Annotated in this window: 20 protein-coding genes and 1 tRNA gene; 9 read left to right on the plus strand and 12 right to left on the minus strand. The window is 60.6% G+C overall.

The window, feature by feature from the left end:
• Window position 1 precedes the first annotated feature (1 nt).
• Window positions 2-77: transfer RNA gene (locus tag G5221_RS14955), tRNA-Val, on the plus strand.
• A gap of 307 nt (window positions 78-384) precedes the next feature.
• On the opposite strand, the gene G5221_RS14960 is transcribed toward G5221_RS14955, so the two are convergent.
• Window positions 385-1698 (minus strand): sodium-dependent transporter, encoded by a 1314-nt coding sequence (locus G5221_RS14960; RefSeq protein WP_201907564.1) that lies wholly within the window; start codon window positions 1696-1698, stop codon window positions 385-387.
• Between the two features lie 431 nt (window positions 1699-2129).
• Here G5221_RS14960 and G5221_RS14965 point away from each other — a divergent pair, with 431 nt between their 5' ends.
• Entirely contained in the window at window positions 2130-2849 is a 720-nt protein-coding gene (locus G5221_RS14965; RefSeq protein ID WP_421263510.1) for a substrate-binding periplasmic protein, read from the plus strand.
• Between the two features lie 3 nt (window positions 2850-2852).
• Here the strand turns inward: G5221_RS14965 and G5221_RS14970 are convergent, their stop codons facing one another.
• Window positions 2853-4166 carry a sodium-dependent transporter gene (locus tag G5221_RS14970; RefSeq protein ID WP_421263511.1) on the minus strand — a complete coding sequence of 438 codons (1314 nt, stop codon included), beginning with the start codon at window positions 4164-4166 and terminating at the stop codon, window positions 2853-2855.
• Window positions 4167-4377: 211 nt separating this feature from the next.
• Window positions 4378-5217, minus strand: a complete 840-nt coding sequence (locus G5221_RS14975; RefSeq protein ID WP_421258308.1) for an isopenicillin N synthase family dioxygenase — start codon at window positions 5215-5217, stop codon at window positions 4378-4380.
• Between the two features lie 207 nt (window positions 5218-5424).
• On the opposite strand from G5221_RS14975, the gene G5221_RS14980 reads away from it, so the two are divergent.
• Complete coding sequence (locus G5221_RS14980; protein WP_005362971.1) at window positions 5425-5988, plus strand: DUF2799 domain-containing protein; 564 nt, start codon at window positions 5425-5427, stop codon at window positions 5986-5988.
• 51 nt (window positions 5989-6039) lie between these two features.
• Here G5221_RS14980 and G5221_RS14985 read toward each other — a convergent pair whose 3' ends face one another.
• A complete protein-coding gene (locus G5221_RS14985; RefSeq protein WP_421263512.1) occupies window positions 6040-6858 on the minus strand; it encodes a Cof-type HAD-IIB family hydrolase in 819 nt (272 codons plus the stop codon).
• A 110-nt stretch (window positions 6859-6968) separates the two neighbouring features.
• The gene (locus G5221_RS14990) at window positions 6969-8198 is read right to left on the minus strand and encodes an MFS transporter (protein ID WP_421263513.1); all 1230 of its coding nucleotides are present in this window, start codon (window positions 8196-8198) and stop codon (window positions 6969-6971) included.
• Between the two features lie 106 nt (window positions 8199-8304).
• Between G5221_RS14990 and G5221_RS14995 the strand changes: the two genes are divergently transcribed.
• Window positions 8305-8928 (plus strand): helix-turn-helix transcriptional regulator, encoded by a 624-nt coding sequence (locus G5221_RS14995; protein ID WP_421263514.1) that lies wholly within the window; start codon window positions 8305-8307, stop codon window positions 8926-8928.
• Between the two features lie 311 nt (window positions 8929-9239).
• The gene (locus G5221_RS15000; RefSeq protein ID WP_005304871.1) at window positions 9240-9716 is read left to right on the plus strand and encodes an Lrp/AsnC family transcriptional regulator; all 477 of its coding nucleotides are present in this window, start codon (window positions 9240-9242) and stop codon (window positions 9714-9716) included.
• Window positions 9717-9847: 131 nt separating this feature from the next.
• On the opposite strand, the gene G5221_RS15005 is transcribed toward G5221_RS15000, so the two are convergent.
• Together G5221_RS15005 and G5221_RS15010 are read right to left on the minus strand one after the other, a co-directional pair.
• Window positions 9848-10165: a hypothetical protein gene (locus tag G5221_RS15005; protein ID WP_005343224.1), complete on the minus strand. Its 318-nt coding sequence runs from the start codon at window positions 10163-10165 to the stop codon at window positions 9848-9850.
• Between the two features lie 145 nt (window positions 10166-10310).
• Window positions 10311-10538, minus strand: a complete 228-nt coding sequence (locus tag G5221_RS15010; RefSeq protein ID WP_005335715.1) for a hypothetical protein — start codon at window positions 10536-10538, stop codon at window positions 10311-10313.
• Between the two features lie 206 nt (window positions 10539-10744).
• On the opposite strand from G5221_RS15010, the gene G5221_RS15015 reads away from it, so the two are divergent.
• Entirely contained in the window at window positions 10745-11200 is a 456-nt protein-coding gene (locus tag G5221_RS15015; protein WP_100645116.1) for a nucleotide triphosphate diphosphatase NUDT15, read from the plus strand.
• A 73-nt stretch (window positions 11201-11273) separates the two neighbouring features.
• Complete coding sequence (gene chrA, locus G5221_RS15020; RefSeq protein WP_139406775.1) at window positions 11274-12425, plus strand: chromate efflux transporter; 1152 nt, start codon at window positions 11274-11276, stop codon at window positions 12423-12425.
• A 72-nt stretch (window positions 12426-12497) separates the two neighbouring features.
• Here chrA and msrB read toward each other — a convergent pair whose 3' ends face one another.
• The 4 genes from msrB to malQ form a co-directional block, all read right to left on the minus strand.
• Complete coding sequence (msrB, locus tag G5221_RS15025) at window positions 12498-12884, minus strand: peptide-methionine (R)-S-oxide reductase MsrB (RefSeq protein WP_005362957.1); 387 nt, start codon at window positions 12882-12884, stop codon at window positions 12498-12500.
• Window positions 12885-12952: 68 nt separating this feature from the next.
• Window positions 12953-15109 carry a glycogen debranching protein GlgX gene (gene glgX, locus G5221_RS15030; protein WP_219296176.1) on the minus strand — a complete coding sequence of 719 codons (2157 nt, stop codon included), beginning with the start codon at window positions 15107-15109 and terminating at the stop codon, window positions 12953-12955.
• Window positions 15109-17286, minus strand: coding sequence for a 1,4-alpha-glucan branching protein GlgB (gene glgB / locus G5221_RS15035; RefSeq protein WP_069529707.1), 2178 nt, complete (start codon window positions 17284-17286; stop codon window positions 15109-15111). The genes glgX and glgB overlap by 1 nt, the downstream gene beginning before the upstream one ends.
• Before the next feature lie 82 nt (window positions 17287-17368).
• Complete coding sequence (malQ, locus tag G5221_RS15040) at window positions 17369-19558, minus strand: 4-alpha-glucanotransferase (RefSeq protein WP_421263515.1); 2190 nt, start codon at window positions 19556-19558, stop codon at window positions 17369-17371.
• 347 nt (window positions 19559-19905) lie between these two features.
• Between malQ and gap the strand changes: the two genes are divergently transcribed.
• Together gap and G5221_RS15050 are read left to right on the plus strand one after the other, a co-directional pair.
• Entirely contained in the window at window positions 19906-20901 is a 996-nt protein-coding gene (gap, locus tag G5221_RS15045) for a type I glyceraldehyde-3-phosphate dehydrogenase (protein WP_005335708.1), read from the plus strand.
• An 86-nt stretch (window positions 20902-20987) separates the two neighbouring features.
• On the plus strand, window positions 20988-21854 hold the full coding sequence (locus G5221_RS15050) for a D-hexose-6-phosphate mutarotase (RefSeq protein WP_421263516.1): 867 nt from the start codon (window positions 20988-20990) through the stop codon (window positions 21852-21854).
• Between the two features lie 70 nt (window positions 21855-21924).
• On the opposite strand, the gene nadA is transcribed toward G5221_RS15050, so the two are convergent.
• Window positions 21925-22998, minus strand: a complete 1074-nt coding sequence (gene nadA, locus G5221_RS15055) for a quinolinate synthase NadA (protein WP_421263517.1) — start codon at window positions 22996-22998, stop codon at window positions 21925-21927.
• Between the last annotated feature and the right edge of the window lie 3 nt (window positions 22999-23001).

Here is a 23001-nt window from a genome sequence, read left to right on the forward strand (position 1 = left end):
AGGTCGTTTAGCTCAGCTGGGAGAGCACCTCCCTTACAAGGAGGGGGTCACTGGTTCGATCCCAGTAACGACCACCATATTCGCAAGCGAGCCTGAGATATCAGCTGCGGTTGCAGAGAAAGTCCCCACTAAGATGGGGTTTTTTTTTGCCCTCAATTCAGTACTCCAGCTTCTTCTGTTGCCGTTGTGGCGAGCCGAACGCCACCTCTTATTGTGCCACTCTGCCACTCCGATCCTTCTTCATCCTGCTCTTCCGAGATTGTTCGACGGCCACTGACTTCACTCCTGTCCATCGTGATGCTGCTCATATGAACGCCTGTAATAAAGCAAACGCCAGCAATAAAAAGGGCAGGCCAAGGCCTGCCCGCACGGATTCGCAAAGCGTTACATGATCCCGCGGATCAGGATCCCGCTGATCAGCAGCGGCGCCACCACGCGCCAGCACCAGAGCAGCGCCAGACGCAGGGTGGGTGACAGGCCCGCAGGCAATATGGCATCACCCAGTCGCCAGCCCAGCAGCAGGGTCAGCACCAGACCAAACAGCGGCATCATCAGGTTGGAGGTGAGATAGTCGAGCAGCTCGAAGATGGTCTTGCCAAACAGGGTCAGATCACTCCAGGGGCCGAACGACAGACTCACCGGAATGCCGGAGGCCATGATGAGCAGGGTCAACACCCGGCAGGCGCCACGACGCGACCAGCCCCACTCCTCGGTGGTAAAGCGCACCAGATGCTCAAGCATGGAGATAGAGGAGGAGAGGGCAGCGACCAGCAGCAATAGGAAGAAGACCACCCCCAGCCCCTGACCGAACGGCAGATGACTGAACACGGCAGGCATGGTCATAAAGGTGAGCCCGGGCCCTGCGGTAGGGTCGATACCGGTGGAGGCCAGCGCCGGGAAGATCATCAGCCCTGCCAGTACCGAGATCAGGCTTGCCAGGGTGACGACCCAGACCCCGGAGCGCAGTACCCCTTCGCTATTGGGCAGGTAGGCGCCATAGGTCGTGTGTACCCCTAGCCCGATGGAGAGGGAGAAGAAGGCCAGTCCCAGCGCGTCCAGCACGCTCTGGCCGGTCAGCATGGAGAAGTCCGGCAGCAGCAGCTGGCGTACACCCGCCATGGAGCCCGGCATGGAGAGACCGACCCCAACCAGCAGCAACATCATGATGAAGAGCGCGGGCATCATCCAGCGCAGTGCCCGCTCAACCCCTTTCTGAATACCCCCCTGCACGAACCACCAGGTCAGGCCTGCGAAAATCAGATGGGTCAGCACCGGCCACCAGGGGTTGCTGACATAGCCGTTGAACAGGGCGGTGAGGGCACTCCCCTCGCTCAGGTTGAGCTTGCCAGCCATCGCCAGCGCGGCGTAACCCACGGTCCAGCCGCCCACCACGCTGTAGAAGCTGTAGATAAAGAAGCCGCAGGCGATCCCCATATACCCCATCCAGCGCCAGTTCGGCCCCACCAGTTTGCGAAAAGCGCCGAGCACCCCGCGCTGGCTATGGCTGCCGAGCAGGGTTTCGCCGACCTGTACCGCTACCCCCAGGGTGAAGCTAAACAGCAGAAACACCAGCAGGAAGGCGCCACCGCCATTGGTGGCGGTCACATAGGGAAACTTCCAGATGGCACCAAGGCCAATCGCTGTGCCTGCTGCGGCCAGCACATGACCGAGACGGGAAGACCACTGAACCTGGCTCATACAACCTCCGGGTAACACGACATCGAAGCAATACTCCTCTGTAGCAATAAACGACAGACCATAAAAAAGGCCGCCTGAGGCGACCTTTGCAATGAACATTCAGAAAAACTGTGCGTGCAAGGTCACCTCTCTTGCGAGCTAAAAAATCGACCAAACAGCACGAGGATGGCAGACATGAGGTGGCAACCTGGCTAATGAATGAGGGAACAGCCTAAACCATGGAAAGAATAATTGACACATAAAATCAAAAATTTTTTATGTGTGCCGCTGTCACCACTCTGACTGTACGTACAACTCAATGTGGGGAACCTCGCAGGGCAGCATCTTTTCTACCTTGTGGCTATTTACTGGGCGATAATCGACGTAGCTTCTTCTGGAACTAGTGACCGCGACATGGCACTGACGGGGACAACGATGATACAGGATGTCGTATGAGATGGATGATGCTGCCCTGGTTACTGATCAGCCTGAGTGTGTCGGCGCAGTCCGGATTAACCCTGCTGAGTCACGACTTACCCCCCTTTACCGAATACCGCGATGGCAAGCTTGATGGCTTCGCCATTCGTTTGATTGATGAGGTGCAGGAGGAGCTTGGCACCCGCTATCCGGTGCGGATTTACCCGCTCAAGCGGGCGCTGGCGCTGGCACGGGTCGAGCCCGGCTATGGACTGTTCGTGGTACAGCGGCTCCCGGAGCGGGAGTCCCATTTCAAATGGGTTGGCCCGCTCTTTATCAATCGGGTCTTTATCTATCAGGCGCCGGATAGTCGCCACCCGCTGACCTCGCTGGCACAGCTGCGGGATCTGCCCAGAGTGGGGGTCGTGCTGGGTAATGCCGATGACGTGCGGCTGACCCATGAGGGCTACACCAATCTGGTGCGCTACAAGACAGTCGGGGAGGCGATAGAGCGGCTGATGCTGGGCAAGATCGATGCCTTGCCGATGGCGGAGCTGGTGATGGAGGCCACCCTCGACAAGATGGGGTTATCCCGGCGCAGCATCGTCAGCAGTGGCGTGCTGCTCCATCAGGCCGGTCTCTATATCGTCTTTTCCAAGGGAACGGATGATGCCGAGATCACCCGCTGGCAGCATGCCCTGGATGCCGTCAGAGCCGCCCAGGGGCGGGCCGATGAGCCCACCCGCGAAGAGTAACCGTCACACCAGACCGCGAATCAAGATCCCGCCGATCAGCAAGGGGGCAATCCAGCGCCAGCAGTTCATCAGCAAGTGATGCCAGTGGCTGGCAATCCCCTGCGGCAGCGCCTTGCGTCCCAGCTTCCAACCCAGCAGCAGCGTCAGCATCAGGCCGAACAGCGGCATCATCAGGTTGGAGGTAACAAAGTCCAGCAACTCGAAGATGGTTTTGCCAAACAGGGTGGCGTGTTGCAGCGAACCAAACGACAGGCTGACCGGAACACTGCTAACCATGACGAATCCAGTGATGGCGCTGCAGGCCGTGCGGCGTGACCAGCCCCAGGTCTCGCACAGGAAGCACTGCAAATGCTCCAGCAGGGAGATGGCCGAGGAGAGCGCCGCAAAGACCAGCAGGGCGAAGAAGATCACCTCAAGCACCTGACCGAAGGGCAGCAGCTGAAACACAGCCGGCATGGTCATAAAGGTGAGACCGGGGCCGGAGGCCGGGTCGATACCGGTCGAGGCCAGCACCGGGAAAATCATCAGCCCCGCCAGTACCGCCACCATGCTGGCCAGCAGCACCACCCAGAGGCTGGAGCGACCAACCCCTTCGCTGGTCGGCAGATAGGCGCCGTAGGTGGTGTGAATGCCCAGACCGATGGAGAGGGAGAAGAAGGCCAGCCCCATGGCATCGAGCACGCCGGACATCCCCAGCTTGCTGAAGTCGGGCATCAGGAAGTGACGTACTCCCGCCATCGCATTGGGCAGGGTGAGGCCAAAGGCGACCAGCATCAGGATCATCAGGAACAGGGCCGGCATCATCCATCGCAGGGTGCGCTCCACCCCTTTCTGAATGCCGCCTTGCACCACCATCCAGGTGAGGGCGGCAAACAGCAGGTGAGTGAGGATTGGCCAGACGTCGCCGCTGACATAGTCATTGAAGCGGGCGGTGAGGGCCGCCGCATCCCCATGGTTGAGCTGACCTGAGATGGCCATACCGGTATAGCCCAGGGTCCAGCCGCCCACCACGCTGTAGAAGCAGTAGATGAGCAGGGTAGAGATCACCCCCATTACCCCAACCCAGCGCCACTGTTTGCCGAGCAGATCGGAGAAGGCTCCGACTACCCCGCGGCGACTCATGCTGCCGAGCAGGGTTTCCCCCATCAGTACCGCCACCCCCAGGGTGAAGCTGAACAGCAGAAAGACCAGCAGGAAGGCGCCGCCGCCGTTGACGGCGGTGACATAGGGGAATTTCCAGATTGCGCCGATACCGACCGCGGAACCCGCTGCGGCGAGGATGTAGCCGAGTCGGGATGACCATTGGGACTGCTTCATAAGAACTCCAATCGAGCGCCCCTGGGCAGGGGCAGAATGGCGCTCATGTTACGGAGGTCACGGCGCAATCACTACGACGGTTATCAGGTGTAAATGCGATTTATTGGCACGATTGACTAATTTAATTCTGTTTTTTGCCCAATCCTGCCACCAAATAAAAACCGGAGCGAGATTGCTCCGGTTTGGTCTCTGACAACGGCTCGTCGGTGGATTAGAGCACCCCGAGCTCCCGCAGCCGCTCCATCAGATAACTGTGAGCGGTATGGCGCTCGGAGAGCACCACATCCGGGCGCGGGTGGAGGAACAGCGGCAGGGAGATACGCGACTTGGCGGCACTGCCACCGGTCGGGTTGATGACGCGGTGAGTGGTGGAGGGGTAGTAGCCGCGAGAGGCTTCCTGCAGCATGTCGCCGATGTTGATGATGAGGGTGCCAAAGTCGCACGGCACATCCATCCATTCGCCATCGGAGCCCTTCACCTGCAGCCCCGGTTCGTTGGCGGCGGGGAGAATGGTGAGCAGGTTGATATCCTCGTGGGCGGCGGCGCGGATGGCGCCCGGCTCCTCGGTACCATTGAACGGCGGATAGTGCAGCACCCGCAGCAGGGTCTTCTGGCTCTCTTCGATCATCGAGGAGAGGGGGCAGCTGTAGTGAGCGGCGATATCGGCCGGGGTGTACTGCTCCACCCAGCCCAGCAGCTCGGCGGCCAGACCGTTGGCGAGGCGGTAGTACTCCATCGCCTGCACCTTCAGTTCTTGTGGCATCTGGCCCCAGGGGTAGATGTGGAAGTACTCCTTGATGTCTTTCTGGCTATGGCCCTTGGCCACCTCGGAGACCGAGGGGGGGAAGTAGCCATCTTGGGTCTCGCGGTTGAACAGGAAATCCTGCTTCTGCTCGCTCATGAAGAAGCGATACCAGTTGTCGTAGATGGACTGCACCAGCTCTTTCGGAATGGGGTGGTTGGTCAGCACGCCAAAGCCGGTGGTTCGCAGGGATTCGGTGAAGCGTTGGGCCGCATCGGGTGAGCGGTAATCGACGGTCAGGACTTTCATTGTTTTTGTTGCGCGCCAGTTAAAAGATGGCGCAGTTTACCTTGCACCTGATAACAAGGAAAGCGGGTTGGCCGCCCCCTCTGACGTGGTCGCGAATAGTGACAAAAACATCAAATAAACCGCACCAGACCGCACGGGAGCGCATCCCTTGTTATGGCCTTTTATCCTCTCTAGAATGCCGCTCACTATCTTTTCCGGAGTCTGTTCATGTCCCCCAAAATCCTGTTGCTGACCCTGCCGGTATTGCTGGCGGGATGCAGTGCCCTGTCAGAAGATGAGTGCCGCACCATGAGTTGGTACAACCTGGGTTATCAGGATGGATCGGAAGGCAAAACCCGTCAGGCGACCCGCGATTACGTTTCGTCTTGCAGCGAATATGGCCTCAAAGTGGATGAAGCCGAGTGGAAACGGGGCTACGACAAGGGGCTGGAGCTCTACTGCATTCCCGAGCTGGCTTACAGCAAGGGCAAGGAGGGGCAGGCTTATCTGGGGGTATGCCCCAATGACGCCAGCTTCCTCAAGCAGTATCAGCGTGGCTACGAAGAGTACAAACTGGCTGCCCGCCTGCGGGAGATCAGCGACGAGCTGGAGCGTACCGAGAGGGATATCGATACGCTGGAGCGCAGCATCCGCAACGAAACCAACACGGAACAGCGCGACTACTACCGCGCCAAGCGCGATCGGGCCATTCGCCACTACGAATCCCTGCGCCGGGAGTACAACCGTCTGCGTTATCCGGATCGGGTGATCCAGTTCTCCTTCGGCGGTTAATCCCTCTCTTCATGGCCAGCCCGCGTGCTGGCCGTGTTGCACCTTGTCAGATCAGGGCAGCACCCAGCGCTGTAGCGCCAGTGCGATACCATCTTCGTTGTGGTCGGCCGTGACCCGATGGGCATGGCTCTGGATCTGCGGGGCCGCATTGCCCATGGCCACCGCCAGCCCTACCTGCTCGAACATGCTGATGTCGTTGTTGTTGTCACCAAACGCCACCACCTGATCCATCGCAATCCCTTCGCTGGCGGCCCACTGGGCAAGCCGGTTGCCCTTGCTGCAACCGGGCTGTACCAGCTCCACCGCATAGGGGGCCGCCCAGTCGCGGGTAAAGGGCATCTGCTCGACCACCTCGCCCATAAAGGTGTGCAGGCGCGCCGGATCCTGATTGAACAGCTCCAGTTTCCAGACCGGGTTGTCGAGCCAGCCTGCCAGCTCCTCAACCGGATGGATGGCGATCTTGAGGTGATCCGGCTGATTGGCCGACCAGTGGCGGATGCGGGTGACATGCTCTTCACAGCCGATGTAGCCGATCCCCTCGCTCAGATGGAACAGGGCGCCCATCTGCTGTGCCTCGACCGCGGCCAGCAGCTCGGTAAGCGGGGCAGCCGCCAGCGGGTCGCCGCTGATGATCCGGTTCTGCACCGGATCATAGAGATAGGCGCCGTTGCTGCAGATGAGGGGGGTGTCGAGGGCCAGCTCGTGGTGGAAGGGACGCGCCGTCATGTAGTGGCGCCCCGTGACCAGCAGCACCTTGATGCCGTGGGCGCGGGCTTGCGCCAGGGCTGCCCGGGTGGCCGACGAGATCTTGTGATCCCGGGTCAGCAGGGTGCCATCCATATCGAGCGCGATGGCCTTGTACTCACTCATAGCTCCTCCAGCATCGAACAAATCCGCAAAGAGCCTTACCGTCCCAGACCCGGCGCCCCGATGCAAGTCTTGCCCGCAGCCGAAGCGCCGAACTGTGATCCCTTCGTGGCTCAGGTGCAGCTGGCCAGCTGTTGACGACGGTCGGCACGGCGGCGCAGCAGATAGAAACCGGCGGCACTGGCAAGGGAGCAGAGGGTGGCGAGATAGAAGGGCCACTCGGTACCGGCCAGCAGCACCAGACTGCCGAGCAGCACCGCCAGGATCTCGCTGCCTACGGCGAGGGCGCGGTAGAGCCCCATCGCCTGCCCCTGTTGCTCCGGGTGACTGCGGTTGGAGATCGCCACCGAGGTGGCCAGCTCCCCCAGACTCATGCCGATACCAGCGGGAACGAAGGTGAGTGCCAGCCCCCACCAGTGCACAGGCAGGATAAAGAGCAGCATGCCGCTCGCCATCACCAGATGGCCGACAATCCCGAGGGAGCTGCCGCGCCAGTGGCGGGCGATGCGGGAGCCGAGCCAGGAGCCCGCCATCATGGGCAGGCTCACCAGCACCGCCGCCTGCGCCAGCTGGGCCGGATCCCAGGCCAGCCGCTCTACCAGCCAGATGTTGAAGTAGGTGAAATAGAGCTGCACGGCGCCATAGCTGATCAGGGTGAGTGCGAAGTAGGGGAGCAGGGCCGGTTGCAGCAACAGCTGGCGGCTGGAGAGAGTCGCGGCCTGAAGGGTGGCCGCCACCGGCGGACGATAGGGGATCAGCCAGTAGACCAGTAGCAGGTTGAGCAGGGTCATCGCGACGGCCAGCCAGGCGGCCAGACTGTAATCCCCCGAGATCACCGCGGCGTAGCCCCCGATCATCGGCCCCACTACCCAGCCCAGATTCATGCCGATGTTGATCCAGGCGAAGCTGCGGGCCTTGTGCTCCTTGCCGGCGAGATCCGCTGCCATCGCTTGCACGATGGCGATGTTGCCGTTGCACAGCCCCTCTACAATCCGGCTGAGCAGCAGCAGGGGGAGGGAGCGCCAGGCGATACCGAGTGCCATCAGGGCATAGCCTGCCAGTACCCCCGCCAGCGAGAGCAACAGCAGTGGCTTGCGGCCATAGCGGTCGGAGAGGCGACCGAGCCAGGGGCTGCCCACCAGCTGGAACAGCGGATAGAGCCCCATGATGACCCCCAGCCACACCTTGCGGCTCCAGTCGGAGGCTTCCGGCGTCAGCATCCCCTGCGCCGGATCCAGCAGCAAAGGTGCCAACACCGGGGAGGGAAGACTGAAGCCTGCAACTGCCAGCGTGACCGTCATGACCAGCACCCAGAGGGGATTTTTGTGCTCGTGTTTCTCCATGCCGCACCCATTAAGTAAAGTTATTGGTTTATTTATGCTGGTTCATAGACGAGATTAAGTAAAGTGAATTATTGATTTAATAAAGGGCGCTCCCCATAATGAGATCATGAACGCAAGCACCGACAAGATCCTGTTTCTGCTCAAGAGCCATGGCCCGCAGAGCGCCGCCGCGCTGGGGGAGCAGTTGCAGATGACCTCCATGGGCGCCCGCCAGCACCTGCTCACGCTGGAGCAGGAGGGGTGGGTCACATTCAGCGACGAGGCGCGCGGGCGCGGTCGTCCCGTGCGGCTGTGGCAGCTCACCGAGCAGGCCTGGCAGCGCTTCCCCGATAGCCATAGCGACCTGACCGTGCAACTGATCGACAACGTGCGCGAGCTGTTTGGCGAGGAGGGGATGGAACGGCTGATCCAGCAGCGGGAGCAGCAGATGCTTGTTCGCTATCAGGAGGCGCTGGGGTCCCATGGCCTCTCTGGCCGGTTGGCGGCGCTCAAGGAGCTGCGTACTCGCGAGGGCTACATGGCGGAGACCCGCCGCGAAGAGGATGGCAGCTGGCTGCTGTGGGAGAGCCACTGTCCCATCTGTGCGGCGGCGCGCGCCTGCCGCGGTTTTTGTCGCAGCGAGCTGGCGCTGTTTCGCCAGCTGCTGGCGCCGGCGACGGTGGAGCGGGAGCAGTATCTGCTGGAGGGGGCGCACCGCTGCCTCTATCGCATCACGCCGCCCGCGTTCTGATTGCGCCAAACGCCCAAAAACAACAAAGCAGGCGCCGGGATGCCTGCTTTGTTGCCTTCGGGGAGGGGGTTCTCTCGTTCCAGCCCGTCATTTCCCGATAAAGTAAGACGGCTGATGGGGCTCTTGACCCGGTAAGGTCCTTCACCGCAGAGACCCGGTCAGGTATCTGCTTTGCCACCGGAAGATGTAACCATAGTATCCCTCCCGTGCCGGTGAGTGGTTGCAAAGTAACCACTTATTTCGGTTGTTTTTGCAATAGTTCACCCTTAATCTAGGAAAAGTGGATTAGTCATTGCAACGAGGAAGGGTAAATGCTGAAACTTGATCGCATAGACAGACATATTCTCGAGCTGATGCAGGAGAATGGCCGCATCAGCAATCTGGAACTGGCCGAGCTGGTCGGGCTCTCGCCGTCCCCCTGCTCCCGCCGGGTCAAGGCGCTGGAGGATGCCGGTCTCATCGACACCCACGTTACTCTGCTCAACGCCCGCCAGCTAGGCCTCACCCTCACCGCCTACATTCACATTTCCATGGACAGACATACGCCGGAGCGGTTCGAGAATTTCGATCGCGCCATCAGCGAACTGCCCGAAGTGCTGGAGTGTGACCTCATCACCGGTAACGATGCCGACTACCAGCTCAAGGTGGTGGTGCGCGACATGGAGCACTATCAGCACTTCCTGCTGGACAAGCTGACCCATATTCCGGGGGTGACCGGAGTGCGCTCCAGCTTCGTGCTGCGCCGCATCAAGCACAAGACGGCGCTGCCGCTCAACCATCTGGGTTGAGCCCGCGCAAACCGCTCAGATAAACAGAAAGAGGAGGCCACTGGCCTCCTCTTTTGCTATTCGCTCTTGGTTGTTCGGTAGTGGTTGTCGGGTCTGGATTCGCTGTCGCGGTGACGGGGCGACTGCCGCTGTCAGACGCTGACCTGGCTGATGTCTTCCACCTGCAGCAGCCAGCCGCTCTGCTCCTGCTGCGGTTCGCCGCTGACTCGCAGCCGCTCGCCGGTCGGCACCCACTGCCCCTCGGGCAGGGAGACCAGCAGGCTCTCGCTGCCGTTGTCGAACAGCCAGCGATCTTCGCCAAGCGATTCAATCAGATAACCTTCCATCTCCACTCTGGACTCGGCTTGCCAGGATGGCGCAACGGAATCACGGCTCTCGATGAAATCCCCCTGAACACCAAAACTGGCTAGCCCCCACAGAATGGAGAGCCCGACGATGGATGTTTGCATCTTGTCTCTCCTCTTTTGGAACTGTAGGGCCAGTATGGGAACAGAAAACTGAGCGCACCATGAACAAGGTGGCAAAGTGCTGGCGAGATCGCGAAAAAATCCGGCCAATTGGCCAGTAGAGTCATTTTATGGTGTCTGGATCACACTATTTGGCGGCTTCTTCTGCCATCCGTTCAGCTCTTGGCTTATTCGTCCACATGGCTACCCCGCGATGATCCCCACAGATCCCCTCTGCCACCACGGCGCGAACCCGGGTGCCATCTTTGCAAATGGCCTGCCAGGCGTCGGCATCATCGATGGCGAGCGAGTTGGGGGGCGGCGTGGTTTGGCAAGCCGTGAGCAGCAGAGCGCACAGGGGGAGCAATTTTTTCATGGCGGACTCCTCGGGGTGATGGGGGACCGAGAGGATTGGGATGACCTCTCCATCCGGGCTTCACTCCCCAGCATCAGTGATAACCGGTTAAGGGGCAAGGGGAGGGGCCACCGACAGGTGCAGGTACCGTGCAGCCGGGGCTTGCCCTGTGCCCTTCTTGGGCCTAAGGTGGGGCCGTTTTACTGCCTTATTGAAGGAGCGTTTTCATGTCCACTCTCTATCCCCGCGTCGGGGTCGGCGTCATCCTGACCAACGCCCAAGGCCAGGTGCTGCTTGGCAAACGCAAAGGGAGCCATGCCCCCTACTGGTCGATCCCGGGTGGTCATCTGGAATTGGGGGAGAGCTTCGAGTCGGCGGCGATCCGCGAGGTAGCCGAGGAGACCGGACTTGAGATCCAAGGGCCCGAGGTCGTGGCGGTGACCAACAATCTGGATACCTGGCGCGAGAGCGGGTTGCACTATATCTCGGTGACACTGTACGCCCGGGCCGATGGCGAACCGCAACTGCTGGAGCCGGAGAAGTGCGAAGGCTGGGTCTGGTGCGATCCGAGCGAGTTGCCCGAGCCCCATTTCGACGCCAGCCGCCAATCCATTGCCTGCTGGCTGGCGGGACGCTGCTATCTGCCGGGTGATGTGCCCATGGTGTCGGCCGAATCAGTCTGATTGTCATAAAACGATCATCGCGCTGTCATAATATCCCCTCTCCATCGGGAGAAGAGGGATGAGGGAGAAGAGCGTGGGACAGGTATTTATTCAGTTTTTATGGCTGGGATGCATCAGTTTTGGCGGCCCGGCCGCTCATATCGGCTATTTCCAGCGCACCTTCGTCCAGCGGCTCGGCTGGCTGACACAGGCCGAATTTGCCCGCCTGCTGGCGCTGTGCCAACTGCTGCCGGGGCCCGCCTCCAGCCAGCTTGGTTTCGCCATCGGTCGTCATCGCGCCGGTCTGGGCGGGGCGCTCTCAGCTTTTGTTGGCTTTACGCTGCCCTCATTTCTGCTGTTACTGGCGGCTGCGATCGGCATCGGCCAGCTGGGCAGCAATCTGTGGCTCGATGCGGCACTGCACGGCCTCAAGCTGCTGGCGCTCATCGTGGTGGCCGATGCGGTGCTCACCATGAGTCGTCAGTTCTGTGCCACGGGAATGACTCAAGGGATCATGGTGGTGACCGCTGCTGCACTCTGGTGGCAGCCCGGTCTGCTGACTCAACTGTTGATGCTGGCGGGAGCTGCGCTGATCTGCGCCCGCAGCCAGAGCGGGGCGGGTAGTGTGCCAGCCTCCGCCGAGCAGCCTTCTGCCGCCAGCAGTCAGCCTCATTGGCCGACCCTGCTGCTGTTTGGCATCCTTTTTATCGGTCTGCCGCTGCTCGGTAGCCCGATTGGCCAGCTGGTTGCCGACTTCTATCGCGCCGGTAGTCTGGTGTTTGGCGGTGGCCATGTGGTGCTGCCGCTGCTGCAAGAGAGCGTGGGCCACACTCTCAACGCGCAGCAGTTTCTGACCGGTTACAGCCTGGCCCAGTTGGTGCCGGGCCCCATGTTTACCCTTGCCACCTATCTTGGCGCCCAGTTGCAGCCCGAGATGCCGATGATCGGGGCCCTGTTGGCGACTCTGGCGCTCTTTGCACCCGGCTTTCTGCTGCTCTGGGCGGTGGGCCCCTGCTGGCAACAGTGGCTGGCCCGGCCCCGTCTGGCGGGGGCTGTCACCGGCATCAATGCTGCCGTAGTGGGCTTGTTGCTGGCGGCCCTCTATCAGCCGGTGTGGCAGAGTGCGGTGCTGGCGCCGACCGATCTGGCGCTGGCGGCCATCGGCTTTTATCTGCTGCGGGTGTTGAAGTTGCCGGTGCCGGCCATCGCGGCCCTGCTGGTGATGGCCGCCATCCTGCTGGCGTGAAGCCGGTGAAATCCCGATAAAAACGGCGCCTCCGTGATGGAGGCGCCGTTTTTATTGCAATGGGTAAGCCGTTCAGACCTCGGGATCGAAATCCAGACTCAGGCTGTTGACGCAGTAGCGCTGGCCTGTCTCGGTCGGTCCGTCGGGGAAGACGTGACCGAGGTGAGAGCCGCACTGGCGGCAGGTGATCTCCACCCGCTTCATGCCGTGGCTGTTGTCTTCGGTGTACTCCACCGTCCCCTCGATGGCCTTGTCGAACGAGGGCCAGCCGCAGCCGGAATCAAACTTGGCTCCTGAGTGAAACAGCACGCTCTTGCAGCAGACACAGAGGTAGTCGCCGCTCTTGCGATTGTGGAGCAGGGCGCCGCTGTAGGGGCGCTCGGTGCCCTTCTCCCAGCAAACGTGAAACTGCTCGGGGGTCAGTTTGCTGCGCCACTGTTCCGGATTGTTACTGCTCATACCGACTCCTTGCCATCCATACCGGAGCCCAGCATAGCGGCTCCGTAAAGCTGACTCCAGCATGCCTCTTATGCTTTGCCTGTATCTGTGATCGAGGTGGCAACCATCTCCTCACCGGATGCAGGGAGAATTTCCTGCTGCGGTGGCTGGGCATCCTCCGCCGTGCTGGCCAGCGCCACCCGCTCCAGCAGTTTGAGGGAGTGGGCCCGGCCGACCGCCACCTGCCGTTTGATGTCATCGGGCAGGAAGGGCAGCCCATCGTTAGTGGCGGTGTCGATGGTCTGGATCCACTCCAGCCCTTCCCCCGGCGGGGGCAGGCGGAACTGGATATCGTAGTCGCTGGCGTTGAACAGCACGTACCAGCGCTCGCCGACACAGTTGATCATGCCGATATCCATGGCGAACGCCTGCCCCATGGGGGCGTGCCAATCCTGATCGGTGAGCTGGTGGCCGTCCGGGTGATACCAGTTGACCTGATGGCAGCTGGACGGGGTGCCATTCCAGCTGTCGTCGCTCAGTTGCAGGTTGGAGAAGACGCACGACTCCGCCCGCAGCGCCATCATCTGCTGGGTGAAGGCGAACAGCCGTTCATCCTCCGGTCGCCACTGCCAGTTGACCCAGCTGATCTGGTTGTCCTGACAGTAGGCGTTGTTGTTGCCAAGCTGGCTGCGGCCCATCTCGTCCCCGGCGAGGAAGTGCGGGGTCCCTTGCGACAGCAGCAGGGTGGCAATCAGATTGCGCTTCTGCTGCTGGCGCAGGCTGTTGACCCGCGGATCCAGGGTTGGCCCCTCTACCCCGTGGTTATAGGAGAGGTTGTTGCCGTGACCATCCCGATTGTCTTCACCGTTGGCCTGATTGTGGCGCTGGTTGTAGGAGACCAGATCCTCCAGGGTGAAACCGTCGTGATAGCAGAGGTAGTTGACGCTGGTGTGGGGGGAGCGCCAGTTCTTCGGGAAAATATCCCGCGAGCCTACCAAGCGGGTGGCAAAGTCCCCCATCTTGCCCGCATCACCGCGCCAGAAGGCGCGCACCGTGTCGCGGTAGCGGTCGTTGATCTCCTGCCACTGGCTCGGGAATTGACCCAGCCGGTAGCCGAAGGGGCCGATATCCCAGGGTTCGGCGATGAGCTTGACCTGTGACAGCACAGGGTCGGCCATCACGGCCTTGAAGAAGGCGCCCATGGGCTCGAACTCCCCCGCTTCCCGCGCCAGCGTCACCGCCAGATCGAAACGGAAGCCATCCACCTGCATCTCGGTAACCCAGTAGCGCAGGGCATCGAGCACCAGTCGCAGGGTATTGGGGTGATCCAGATTGACGCTGTTGCCACAGCCGGTCACGTTGGCGTGACGGGTGTAGTCCGGGCCGTGGGGGCCCGCTTCGAAGGCGTAGTAACCGGCGTTGTCAAAGCCCTTGAACGAGAGGGTAGGGCCGTCGAAGCCCGAGGCGGCAGTGTGGTTGTAGACCACATCCAGGATCACCTCGAGCCCGGCCCGGTGCAGCTCGCGCACCATGGTCTTGAACTCGGTCACCGCCTCGTCTGCTCTGGTGCTGTAACGCGGCTCCGGGGCGAAGAAGGCGATGGGGTTGTAGCCCCAGTAGTTGGTGAGTCCCAGCTGCTCCAGTCGCGGTTCCGACATGAAGGCGGCCACCGGCATCAGCTGCACCGAGGTGATGCCGAGGCTCTTCATGTGCTCGATAACCAGCGGGTGACAGATGCCAAGGTAGGTGCCCTGCAGCGCTTTGGGGATCCCCGGGTGCTGCTTGGTAAAGCCCTTGACGTGGGTCTCGTAGATAATGGTGCGGGCCGGGCTGATCCCGGGTTTGCCAACCCCTTGCCAGTCAAAACTGTCATCCACTACCACCGACTTGGCAATCATCCCGGCACTGTCCCCCTGATAGAGGGCTTCATCCCAGTAGGTGGGACGACTGAGCGCCTTGGCGTAGGGGTCGATCAGCAGTTTTTGCGGATCGAACAGCATCCCCTCCTGCGGGGTACCATAGACCCGATAGCCGTAGCGCTGACCGGCCTTTACGCCGCGCACGTAGCCAAAGCGATACTGGCCACGGCGGCCGGGCAACTCCAGCCGCATCAGCTCCTGCTCCTGCTCGTCGTACAGGCAGATCTCCACCTTGTCCGACTGGGGGGCCCAGACGCAGAAGTGGCAACCGTTCTCGTCAAGGCGGGCCCCCAGCGGGTGGCCCACCCCTTTTTCCATTACAAGCATCAAGACTCCTGTTTGATAAACAAGGTCGCCAGCGGCGGCAGATCCAGCACTATGCTGTGCGCCATCCCCTGCCAGGGGGTCGGCTCGGCAGCGAACACCAGACCTACATCATAGTTACTGCCCCAGTAATACTCGCTGTCGGTGTTGAGCACCACCCGATAGTGGCCCGCCGCAGGGACGCCGATCCGATATTCGAGACGAGGCACCGGGGTGAAGTTGCAAGCCACCACAATAGCCTGCTTGCCCTCTTTGTCCGCCCGCAGCCAGGCAAAGATGCTGTTGTCGGCATCGTTATGATCCAGCCAGCGGAAGCCGGTCTGCTCATAATCGGCCTGATACAAGGCAGGCTCATGACGGTAGAGGTGGTTGAGATCGTGGATCAGCCGCTGCTGACCGGCATGCTTGGGATATTGCAGCAGATGCCACGGCAGTTGGGCGTCGTGGTTCCACTCGTTGCTCTGGGCGATTTCGGTGCCCATGAAGTTGAGCTTCTTGCCCGGGTGGGCGTACATGAAACCCATGTAGGCCCGCAGGTTGGCTGCTTGCTGCCACTCGTCGCCCGGCATCTTGTAGAGCATGGAGTGCTTGCCGTGCACCACCTCGTCGTGGGAGAGCGACAGGATGAAGTTCTCGTCATAGTGGTAAACCATGGAGAAGGTCATGTCGTTGTGGTGGTAGCGACGGTGGATCGGCTCTTTTTGCATATAGGTGAGGGTGTCGTGCATCCAGCCCATATTCCACTTGAAGCCAAAGCCGAGGCCGCCGAGGAAGGTGGGGCGGGAGACACCGGCAAAGGCGGTGGACTCTTCGGCTATGGTCATGGCGTGGGGATACTTGCCGTAGACCTCCTCGTTGGTCCACTTGAGCAGACTGATCGCCTCGTAGTTGTGGTTGCCGCCATCAACGTTCGGTACCCACTCACCGGCGTTGCGGGAGTAGTCCAGATAGAGCATGGAGGCGACCGCATCCACCCGCAGGCCGTCGATGTGGAACTTGTCGAGCCAGAACAGGGCGCTCGCCACCAGGAACTGGCGCACTGTGTCGCGGCCAAAGTCATAGATGTAGGAGTTCCAGTCCGGGTGCCAGCCACGGCGCGGATCCTCGTACTCGTAGAGCGGGGTGCCATCGAAGCGGGCCAGGCCGTGGGCATCGGACGGGAAGTGGGCGGGTACCCAGTCCAGAATGATGCCGATACCGGCCTGGTGGCACTGGTCGACGAAGTATTTGAAATCATCGGCGGTGCCGTAGCGGCTGGTGGGGGAGAACATACCCACCGGCTGGTAGCCCCAGGAGCCGCTGAAGGGGTGCTCGGAGACCGGCAGCAGCTCGATGTGGGTGTACTCCATCTCCTTGACGTAGGCGACCAACTCCACTGCCAGCTCGCGCCAGCTCAGGCTGTCGCCGTTGGGGTGGCGCTTCCAGGAGCCGACGTGCAGTTCATAGATGGAGAGCGGCTGCTCGCGTTTGTCGTTGTGCTGGCTGGCAATCCACTCGGCATCCTGCCACTGGTACTGGGCGTGGTCATAGACCACGGAGGCGAACGACGGATACTGCTCGCAGTAAAAGCCGACCGGATCGCTCTTGTGGGGCAGCCGGTTGCCCATGGGGTCCTTGAGCTCGAACTTGTAGCGATCCCCGGCCTTGAGGCCCGGCACAAACAGCACCCAGTGACCGCAGAGGCTGCGCTGCATCGGGTGGCGGCGGCCATCCCAGAAGTTGAAATCGCCGATGAGGCTCACTGCGGTGGCGCTTGGCGCATAGACCGCAAAACGCACCCCTTCCACCTGCTGGCCAAGATGCTCCACGGTGCGCAGCTGGGCGCCAAGGGTGTGGTAGAGGTTTTCCGGCTGGGCGGTCAGTTCGGCCAGGCCTGCCCAGGCGGCATCCTGAAACTGATAGGGGTCGATGACCTCGGTGGTGGCATCTTGGTAGCTGGCGAGCAGCTGATAGGGGAAGGAGTTTTTGCGGCGGGTGAAAACAGTTTCAAAAAGACCCGATTCATCGGTGGGCGCCAGGGTGGCAACGACTTTGCCCGACTTGAGATCCTTGACGCGAACTTCGAGGGCATCAGGCAACCAGGCGGTCAGTTTGAGGCCGGGCCCATCCGGATTGGCCTGCAGGCCTAAGTGAGAGAAGGGATCGGAACAGCGGGCAGCAACCAAACGTTCAACGAGCATCGAGATTTCCTTTCATGACAGAGCATCCACTCCGGCCGAAGCCGGAGTGGATTTAGGTGAGAGCGCTGTGGGAGACAGCGTCTCAACGACTGGCCTCATCACGGGCTTGGCTCATCTTGCCAGCCAGTGCCTTGAGTGCCTCATTGGCAAAAATATCTTCCAGATCAGCGGAAAGCTTGCGGCGCCAGTTGGGGTATTCGTAACTGGTGCCCGGTACGTTGACCGGCTTGTCCATCTCCAGCCAGTCTTCCAGCTGGGTACTGAACAGGGCACAGCTGCCGCGGGACATATGGATCTGCAGACCGTGGTTGAGTTCGGTGTTCATGCCGACCCAGTTCACATCATGACTGATGTTGTCAGAGATGACCTTGTGGGCATGCAAGCTGTCGAGGATCCGCTGTTTGGCCTGGTGACGATCAGCATACAGAGTCTTCAAAACATCTTCATCCGGATACAGACCCAGTTGACGGCCGAGCGCCAGATCATCGCAGTGCCAGAAGCCCTTGAGGGTCGGCATGTCGTGGGTGGTCAGGGCCGACATCGCCTGCTCGGTGTAGTGCGCCGGGGAGATAAAGCCGCCATCTTCCTTGGAGCGCTCGAAGAAGAACACCTTGTAGGAGTGGACGCCGTTCTCTTTCAGGGTCACGTCGATCCCCTCCGGCACGGTGCCCAGATCCTCGCCGATCAGCAGGCACTGATTACGGTGGGATTCGAGGGCCAGAATGCCCAGCAGATCGTTGACCGGATAGTAGATGTAGGCGCCCTTGGCGGCGGACGCTCCGGGCGGTACCCACCACAGGCGCAGCAAGGCCATCACGTGGTCGATACGCAGTGCGCCACAGGAGCGCATGTTGGCACGGAACAAGTCCACCATCGGCTGATAGGCCGCTTCAAACAGCTTGTTCGGGTTCATCGGGGGCAGGCCCCAGTTCTGACCAAGCGGGCCGAGAATATCGGGCGGCGCACCGACCGAGGCTTTCGGGCAGTAGAGATCCTGGTTGGCCCAGATCTCGGTGGAGCCTTCGGAGACACCCACTGCCAGATCCCGGTAGATCCCCATCACCATGCCGGCAGCCTTGGCACGGGCATCGGCTTGCGCCAGCTGCTCGTCGGCCAGGAACTGCAGATAGAGGTAGAAGTTGACATCTTGCGGGTGCGCGGCCATCCAGGCGGCAACGGCAGGATTGTGGTAATCGCGCAGCTCCTGCGGCCATACCGGCCAGCCCCAGGCATTTTCGCCTTTGGCATAGAAGTGGGCCTGCAGGGCATCAAATGCTGCCTGCTGTTGCAGGCTGTCGCCACCGGCGGCCACGAAGGCATCAAAGGCGGCCTGACGCTCGGCGCTCAGGGTGGCTTCATCGAACACCTGACGCAGCATGCCGAGTTTGGTCTGGATCACGCCGGTGTAATCGACGTTCTCTTTGGCGCGCAGATCGGCCAGATGTTGCTGGAAGGCAGGGCTCGCCACTTCCGCTTTCAGGCGATCGCTCTGCTGGAATTCGGGCACCGCTTCCACATTGATATAGGCCACGTTGAGCCAGCGACGGGAAGAGGGGCTGTAGGGACTGGCGCTCTCCGGATTGGCCGGATAGAGGGCGTGGATAGGGTTGAGACCGACGAAGTGGGCACCCCAGGCGGCAGCTTTCTCGACCAGCTGGCCCAGATCGCTGAAATCACCGATACCCCAGTTATGGCGGCTGCGCAGGCAGTAGAGCTGCACGCTCGGACCCCATACCTTGCGGCCATCGGCAATTGGAGCCTGCTTGTAGCAGGCCTTGGGGGCAACGATGAGGCGCATGGTGGCCAGCGGCTCGTCATTGCCCTCTTCCAGCAGCACCAGCTGGTGATAACCCAGCTCCGGGGCCATATCCAGAGTGACGCGATAGGCCTGGCACTCCATCTCTTCAAATTCGGCCACGCCGACCAGCTCACCCTCGATGGGGGTGAATTGACCGGACAGCACTGTACCCTGCTCCTGCTGGAGCTGCCAGGTGAGGGCGTCGTTGACGAATTCGATGGGGAGGCGAACCTCAAGGGTAACGGCGTCGCCGGTGCGAACCACCATCACAGGATCCAGCGCCCGCAGCCAGTGCTGGCGATGCTCCTCTTCCAGCTGCTGCACCAGTGCGGCCTCGTCATCGACGCGGTAGCCCATGGCGCCCAGCATGGCGGCCTTGCTCTCTTCGGATACCTGGGCCGGGTGGCCCCAGGCATCGACATACTCGCTGGCGATACCTTTTGCGGCAGCCAGCTGTTCAATCAGGGTGGTCATAGTTTGAGAATTCCCGCTGTGGATTCTATCTATACTATTTTGTTTGATTTTTATGGGGTGGTACTTGAACAGTGGCTCTTTGGCCATGCTAAACCGCGCACATTTTTACATATCTCTGTGAATGGTTGTGTGACCGAGTAGGCACTATTGTTGATATCTGCGCGATGCCACGATCTGGCACTTTTTTCGTCAAAACGTGGTAATCAGTTACATAAACAGAAAATTAATTTCACAGTTTTTCATGATATAGCGCAATTTCAGACAGAATGTTGGTTGACTCACCGGAGAGTTCTAGTAAATTTACAAGCGGAATTTTCTTTGACTACTGAACAGTTAGGTAACTAAATATGACTATCAAAGTAGGTATTAACGGTTTTGGCCGTATCGGTCGTTTCGTATTCCGTCTGGCTTGCGAGCGTGCAGACATCGAAGTTGTTGGTATCAACGACCTGATCGATGTTGACTACATGGCTTACATGCTGAAGTACGATTCAACTCACGGTCGTTTCAACGGTACCGTTGAAGTTAAAGACGGCAACCTGGTTGTAAACGGCAAAACCGTACGTGTTACCGCTGAGCGTGACCCGGCTAACCTGAAGTGGGGCGAAATCGGTGTTGACGTTGTTGCTGAAGCTACCGGTCTGTTCCTGACCGACGAGACTGCTCGTAAGCACATCGCTGCTGGTGCCAAGAAAGTTGTTCTGACTGGCCCGTCCAAAGACGCTACCCCGATGTTCGTAATGGGTGTTAACGACTCTACCTACGCTGGCCAGGACATCGTTTCCAACGCTTCCTGCACCACCAACTGCCTGGCACCGATCGCCAAGGTTCTGAACGATACCTTCGGTATCGAGTCTGGCCTGATGACCACCGTTCACGCTACCACTGCTACCCAGAAGACCGTTGATGGTCCGTCTGCCAAAGACTGGCGCGGTGGCCGCGGTGCGGCTCAGAACATCATCCCGTCCTCTACCGGTGCTGCCAAAGCTGTTGGCGTAGTTATCCCGGAACTGAAAGGCCTGCTGACCGGTATGGCTTTCCGTGTTCCGACTCCGGACGTGTCTGTTGTTGACCTGACCGTTAACCTGAAGAAAGCTGCCACCTACGCAGAAATCTGCGAAGCGATGAAAGCTGCTTCCGAAGGCGCTATGAAAGGCGTTCTGGGCTACACCGAAGACGAAGTTGTATCTACCGACTTCCTGGGTGAGCGTCAGACCTCCGTATTCGACGCCAAGGCTGGTATCCAGCTGAACGACAAATTCGTTAAAGTTGTATCCTGGTACGACAACGAAATGGGCTACTCCAGCAAAGTTCTGGACCTGATCGCTCACATCTCCAAGTAATTTGGGATGCGCAATCGCGTAGCTTGAAAAAGGCGGCCATTGGCCGCCTTTTTGTTTTTCGGTTTCCCCTGATGACAGGAGTCCACATGCAATCCATTCGTCCCCTGACAGCCAATTGCAAGCTTGCCAACAATGCGGCCGGTCTGCCGGTTCTCACCATCAACAACGACTATGCCAAGGCAGAAATCAGCCTGTTTGGCGCCCATGTGCTGAGCTATCAGCGTCATGGCGAGCCGGCCTCCATCTGGCTGAGCGACAAGGCGGTGCTGGATGGCAGCAAGCCTGTTCGCGGTGGTATCCCGATCTGCTGGCCCTGGTTTGGCCCGGCGCCCGCCCGCGTCGGTAGCGGCAAGCCCTCCCACGGTTTTGCCCGAACCACCCTCTGGATGCTGGACGGGGTCTCAGATCACGCTGACGGCACGCTTGTTCATCTTTCCCTGCGCGATAGCGATGCTACCCGCGCCCTGTGGGATCACCCCTTCGAGCTGGAACTGGACGTGCTGGTTGGCAAAGAGCTTTCGCTGGTGCTGACCACTCGCAATACAGGTGCTCAGCCGCTGACTTACAGCGGTGCGCTGCACACCTATTTGCAGATCAGCGCACCAGAGGCGGTGAGCGTGAGCGGTCTGGGTGAGCCCTATGCCGACAAGCTGATCGGACAGGATGCCAAGCAGCAGGGGGCATTGACCCTGAGCGGGCCGCTGGATCGGGTTTACTGGCAGCCAGAGGCGCTGGTGAGCGTGCAGGATGGTGAGCGCGAGATCCGGGTGGTCAGTGGCAACCACGACAGCGTGGTGGTCTGGACCCCCTGGCTGGAAGGGGCCACCGCCATGGCCGACATGAGCGACGATGGCTATCGCACCATGCTCTGCGTCGAAGCGGCCATCGCCGGTGATGCGGGAGTGACCGTTGCACCGGATGAAGAGCACAGTCTCTCCACCGTGATCATCTGAGCAGGATGAGGCTCAGATAAATAAAGAGGGCTCCCGCGGGAGCCCTCTTTGCATCTCGTGACGGTGGCAATCAGGCGTTGCCCTGGGTCTTGAGCTTGAGTTCGGCGGCGAAATTGAGCATCCGATCGAGGGGGATCAAGGCTTTGACCCGCAGATCTTCGTCGACATGGATCTCGTGGTGCTCGGCACCGTCGGTGAGCGCTTCCTTGATCGCCACCAGACCGTTCATCGCCATCCAGGGGCAGTGGGCGCAGCTGCGGCAGGTAGCGCCATCGCCACCGGTCGGTGCTTCCACCATCTCTTTCTCCGGACAAGCCTGCTGCATCTTGTAGAAGATGCCCCGATCGGTCGCCACAATCAGTTTTTGTTGGGGCAGCGCCTTGGCCGCCTTGATCAGCTGGCTGGTGGAGCCCACCGCATCGGCCAGCTCGATCACCGAGGCGGGGGATTCCGGATGAACCAGCACGGCGGCGTCCGGATTCTGCTCTTTCAGCTCGCGCAGGGCGCGGGCCTTGAACTCGTCGTGGACGATGCAGTGGCCTTGCCAGCGCAGCATCTGCGTCCCGGTCTTCTTCTCGATATAGGCACCCAGATGGCGATCCGGGCCCCAGATGATCTTGTGACCCAGACTGTCGAGGTGTTCAACGATCTCGAGTGCGATGCTGGAGGTCACCACCCAGTCAGCCCGTGCTTTAACGGCGGCCGAGGTATTGGCATAGACCACCACGGTGTGGTCGGGATTGGCATCGCAGAAGGCGGAGAACTGCTCGATGGGACAGCCCAGATCGAGGGAGCATTCGGCCTCCAGAGTCGGCATCAGCACCCGCTTGTGGGGGCTCAGGATCTTGGAGGTCTCCCCCATAAAGCGCACCCCGGCGACGATCAGGGTTTGCGCCTCGTGATCGCGGCCAAAGCGGGCCATCTCCAGCGAGTCACCGACGAAACCGCCGGTGGCTTCGGCTAGCGCCTGGATCTCGGGATCCGTGTAGTAGTGGGCGACCAGTACCGCTTTGCGCTCCTTGAGTAGCGCCTTGATTTCTGTGGTCAAGGTCGTTCTCTGCTCGGCACTCAGGGGAAGAGGTTTGGCCGGAAAGGGGTAGTCCATCGCGACTACCGGCGGGACACTGCTCAGTGCATTGCTCATTGC

This window comes from Aeromonas sp. 602200 (genome assembly GCF_049173895.1).
In the GTDB taxonomy this organism is placed as follows: Bacteria; Pseudomonadota; Gammaproteobacteria; order Enterobacterales; family Aeromonadaceae; genus Aeromonas; species Aeromonas veronii_A.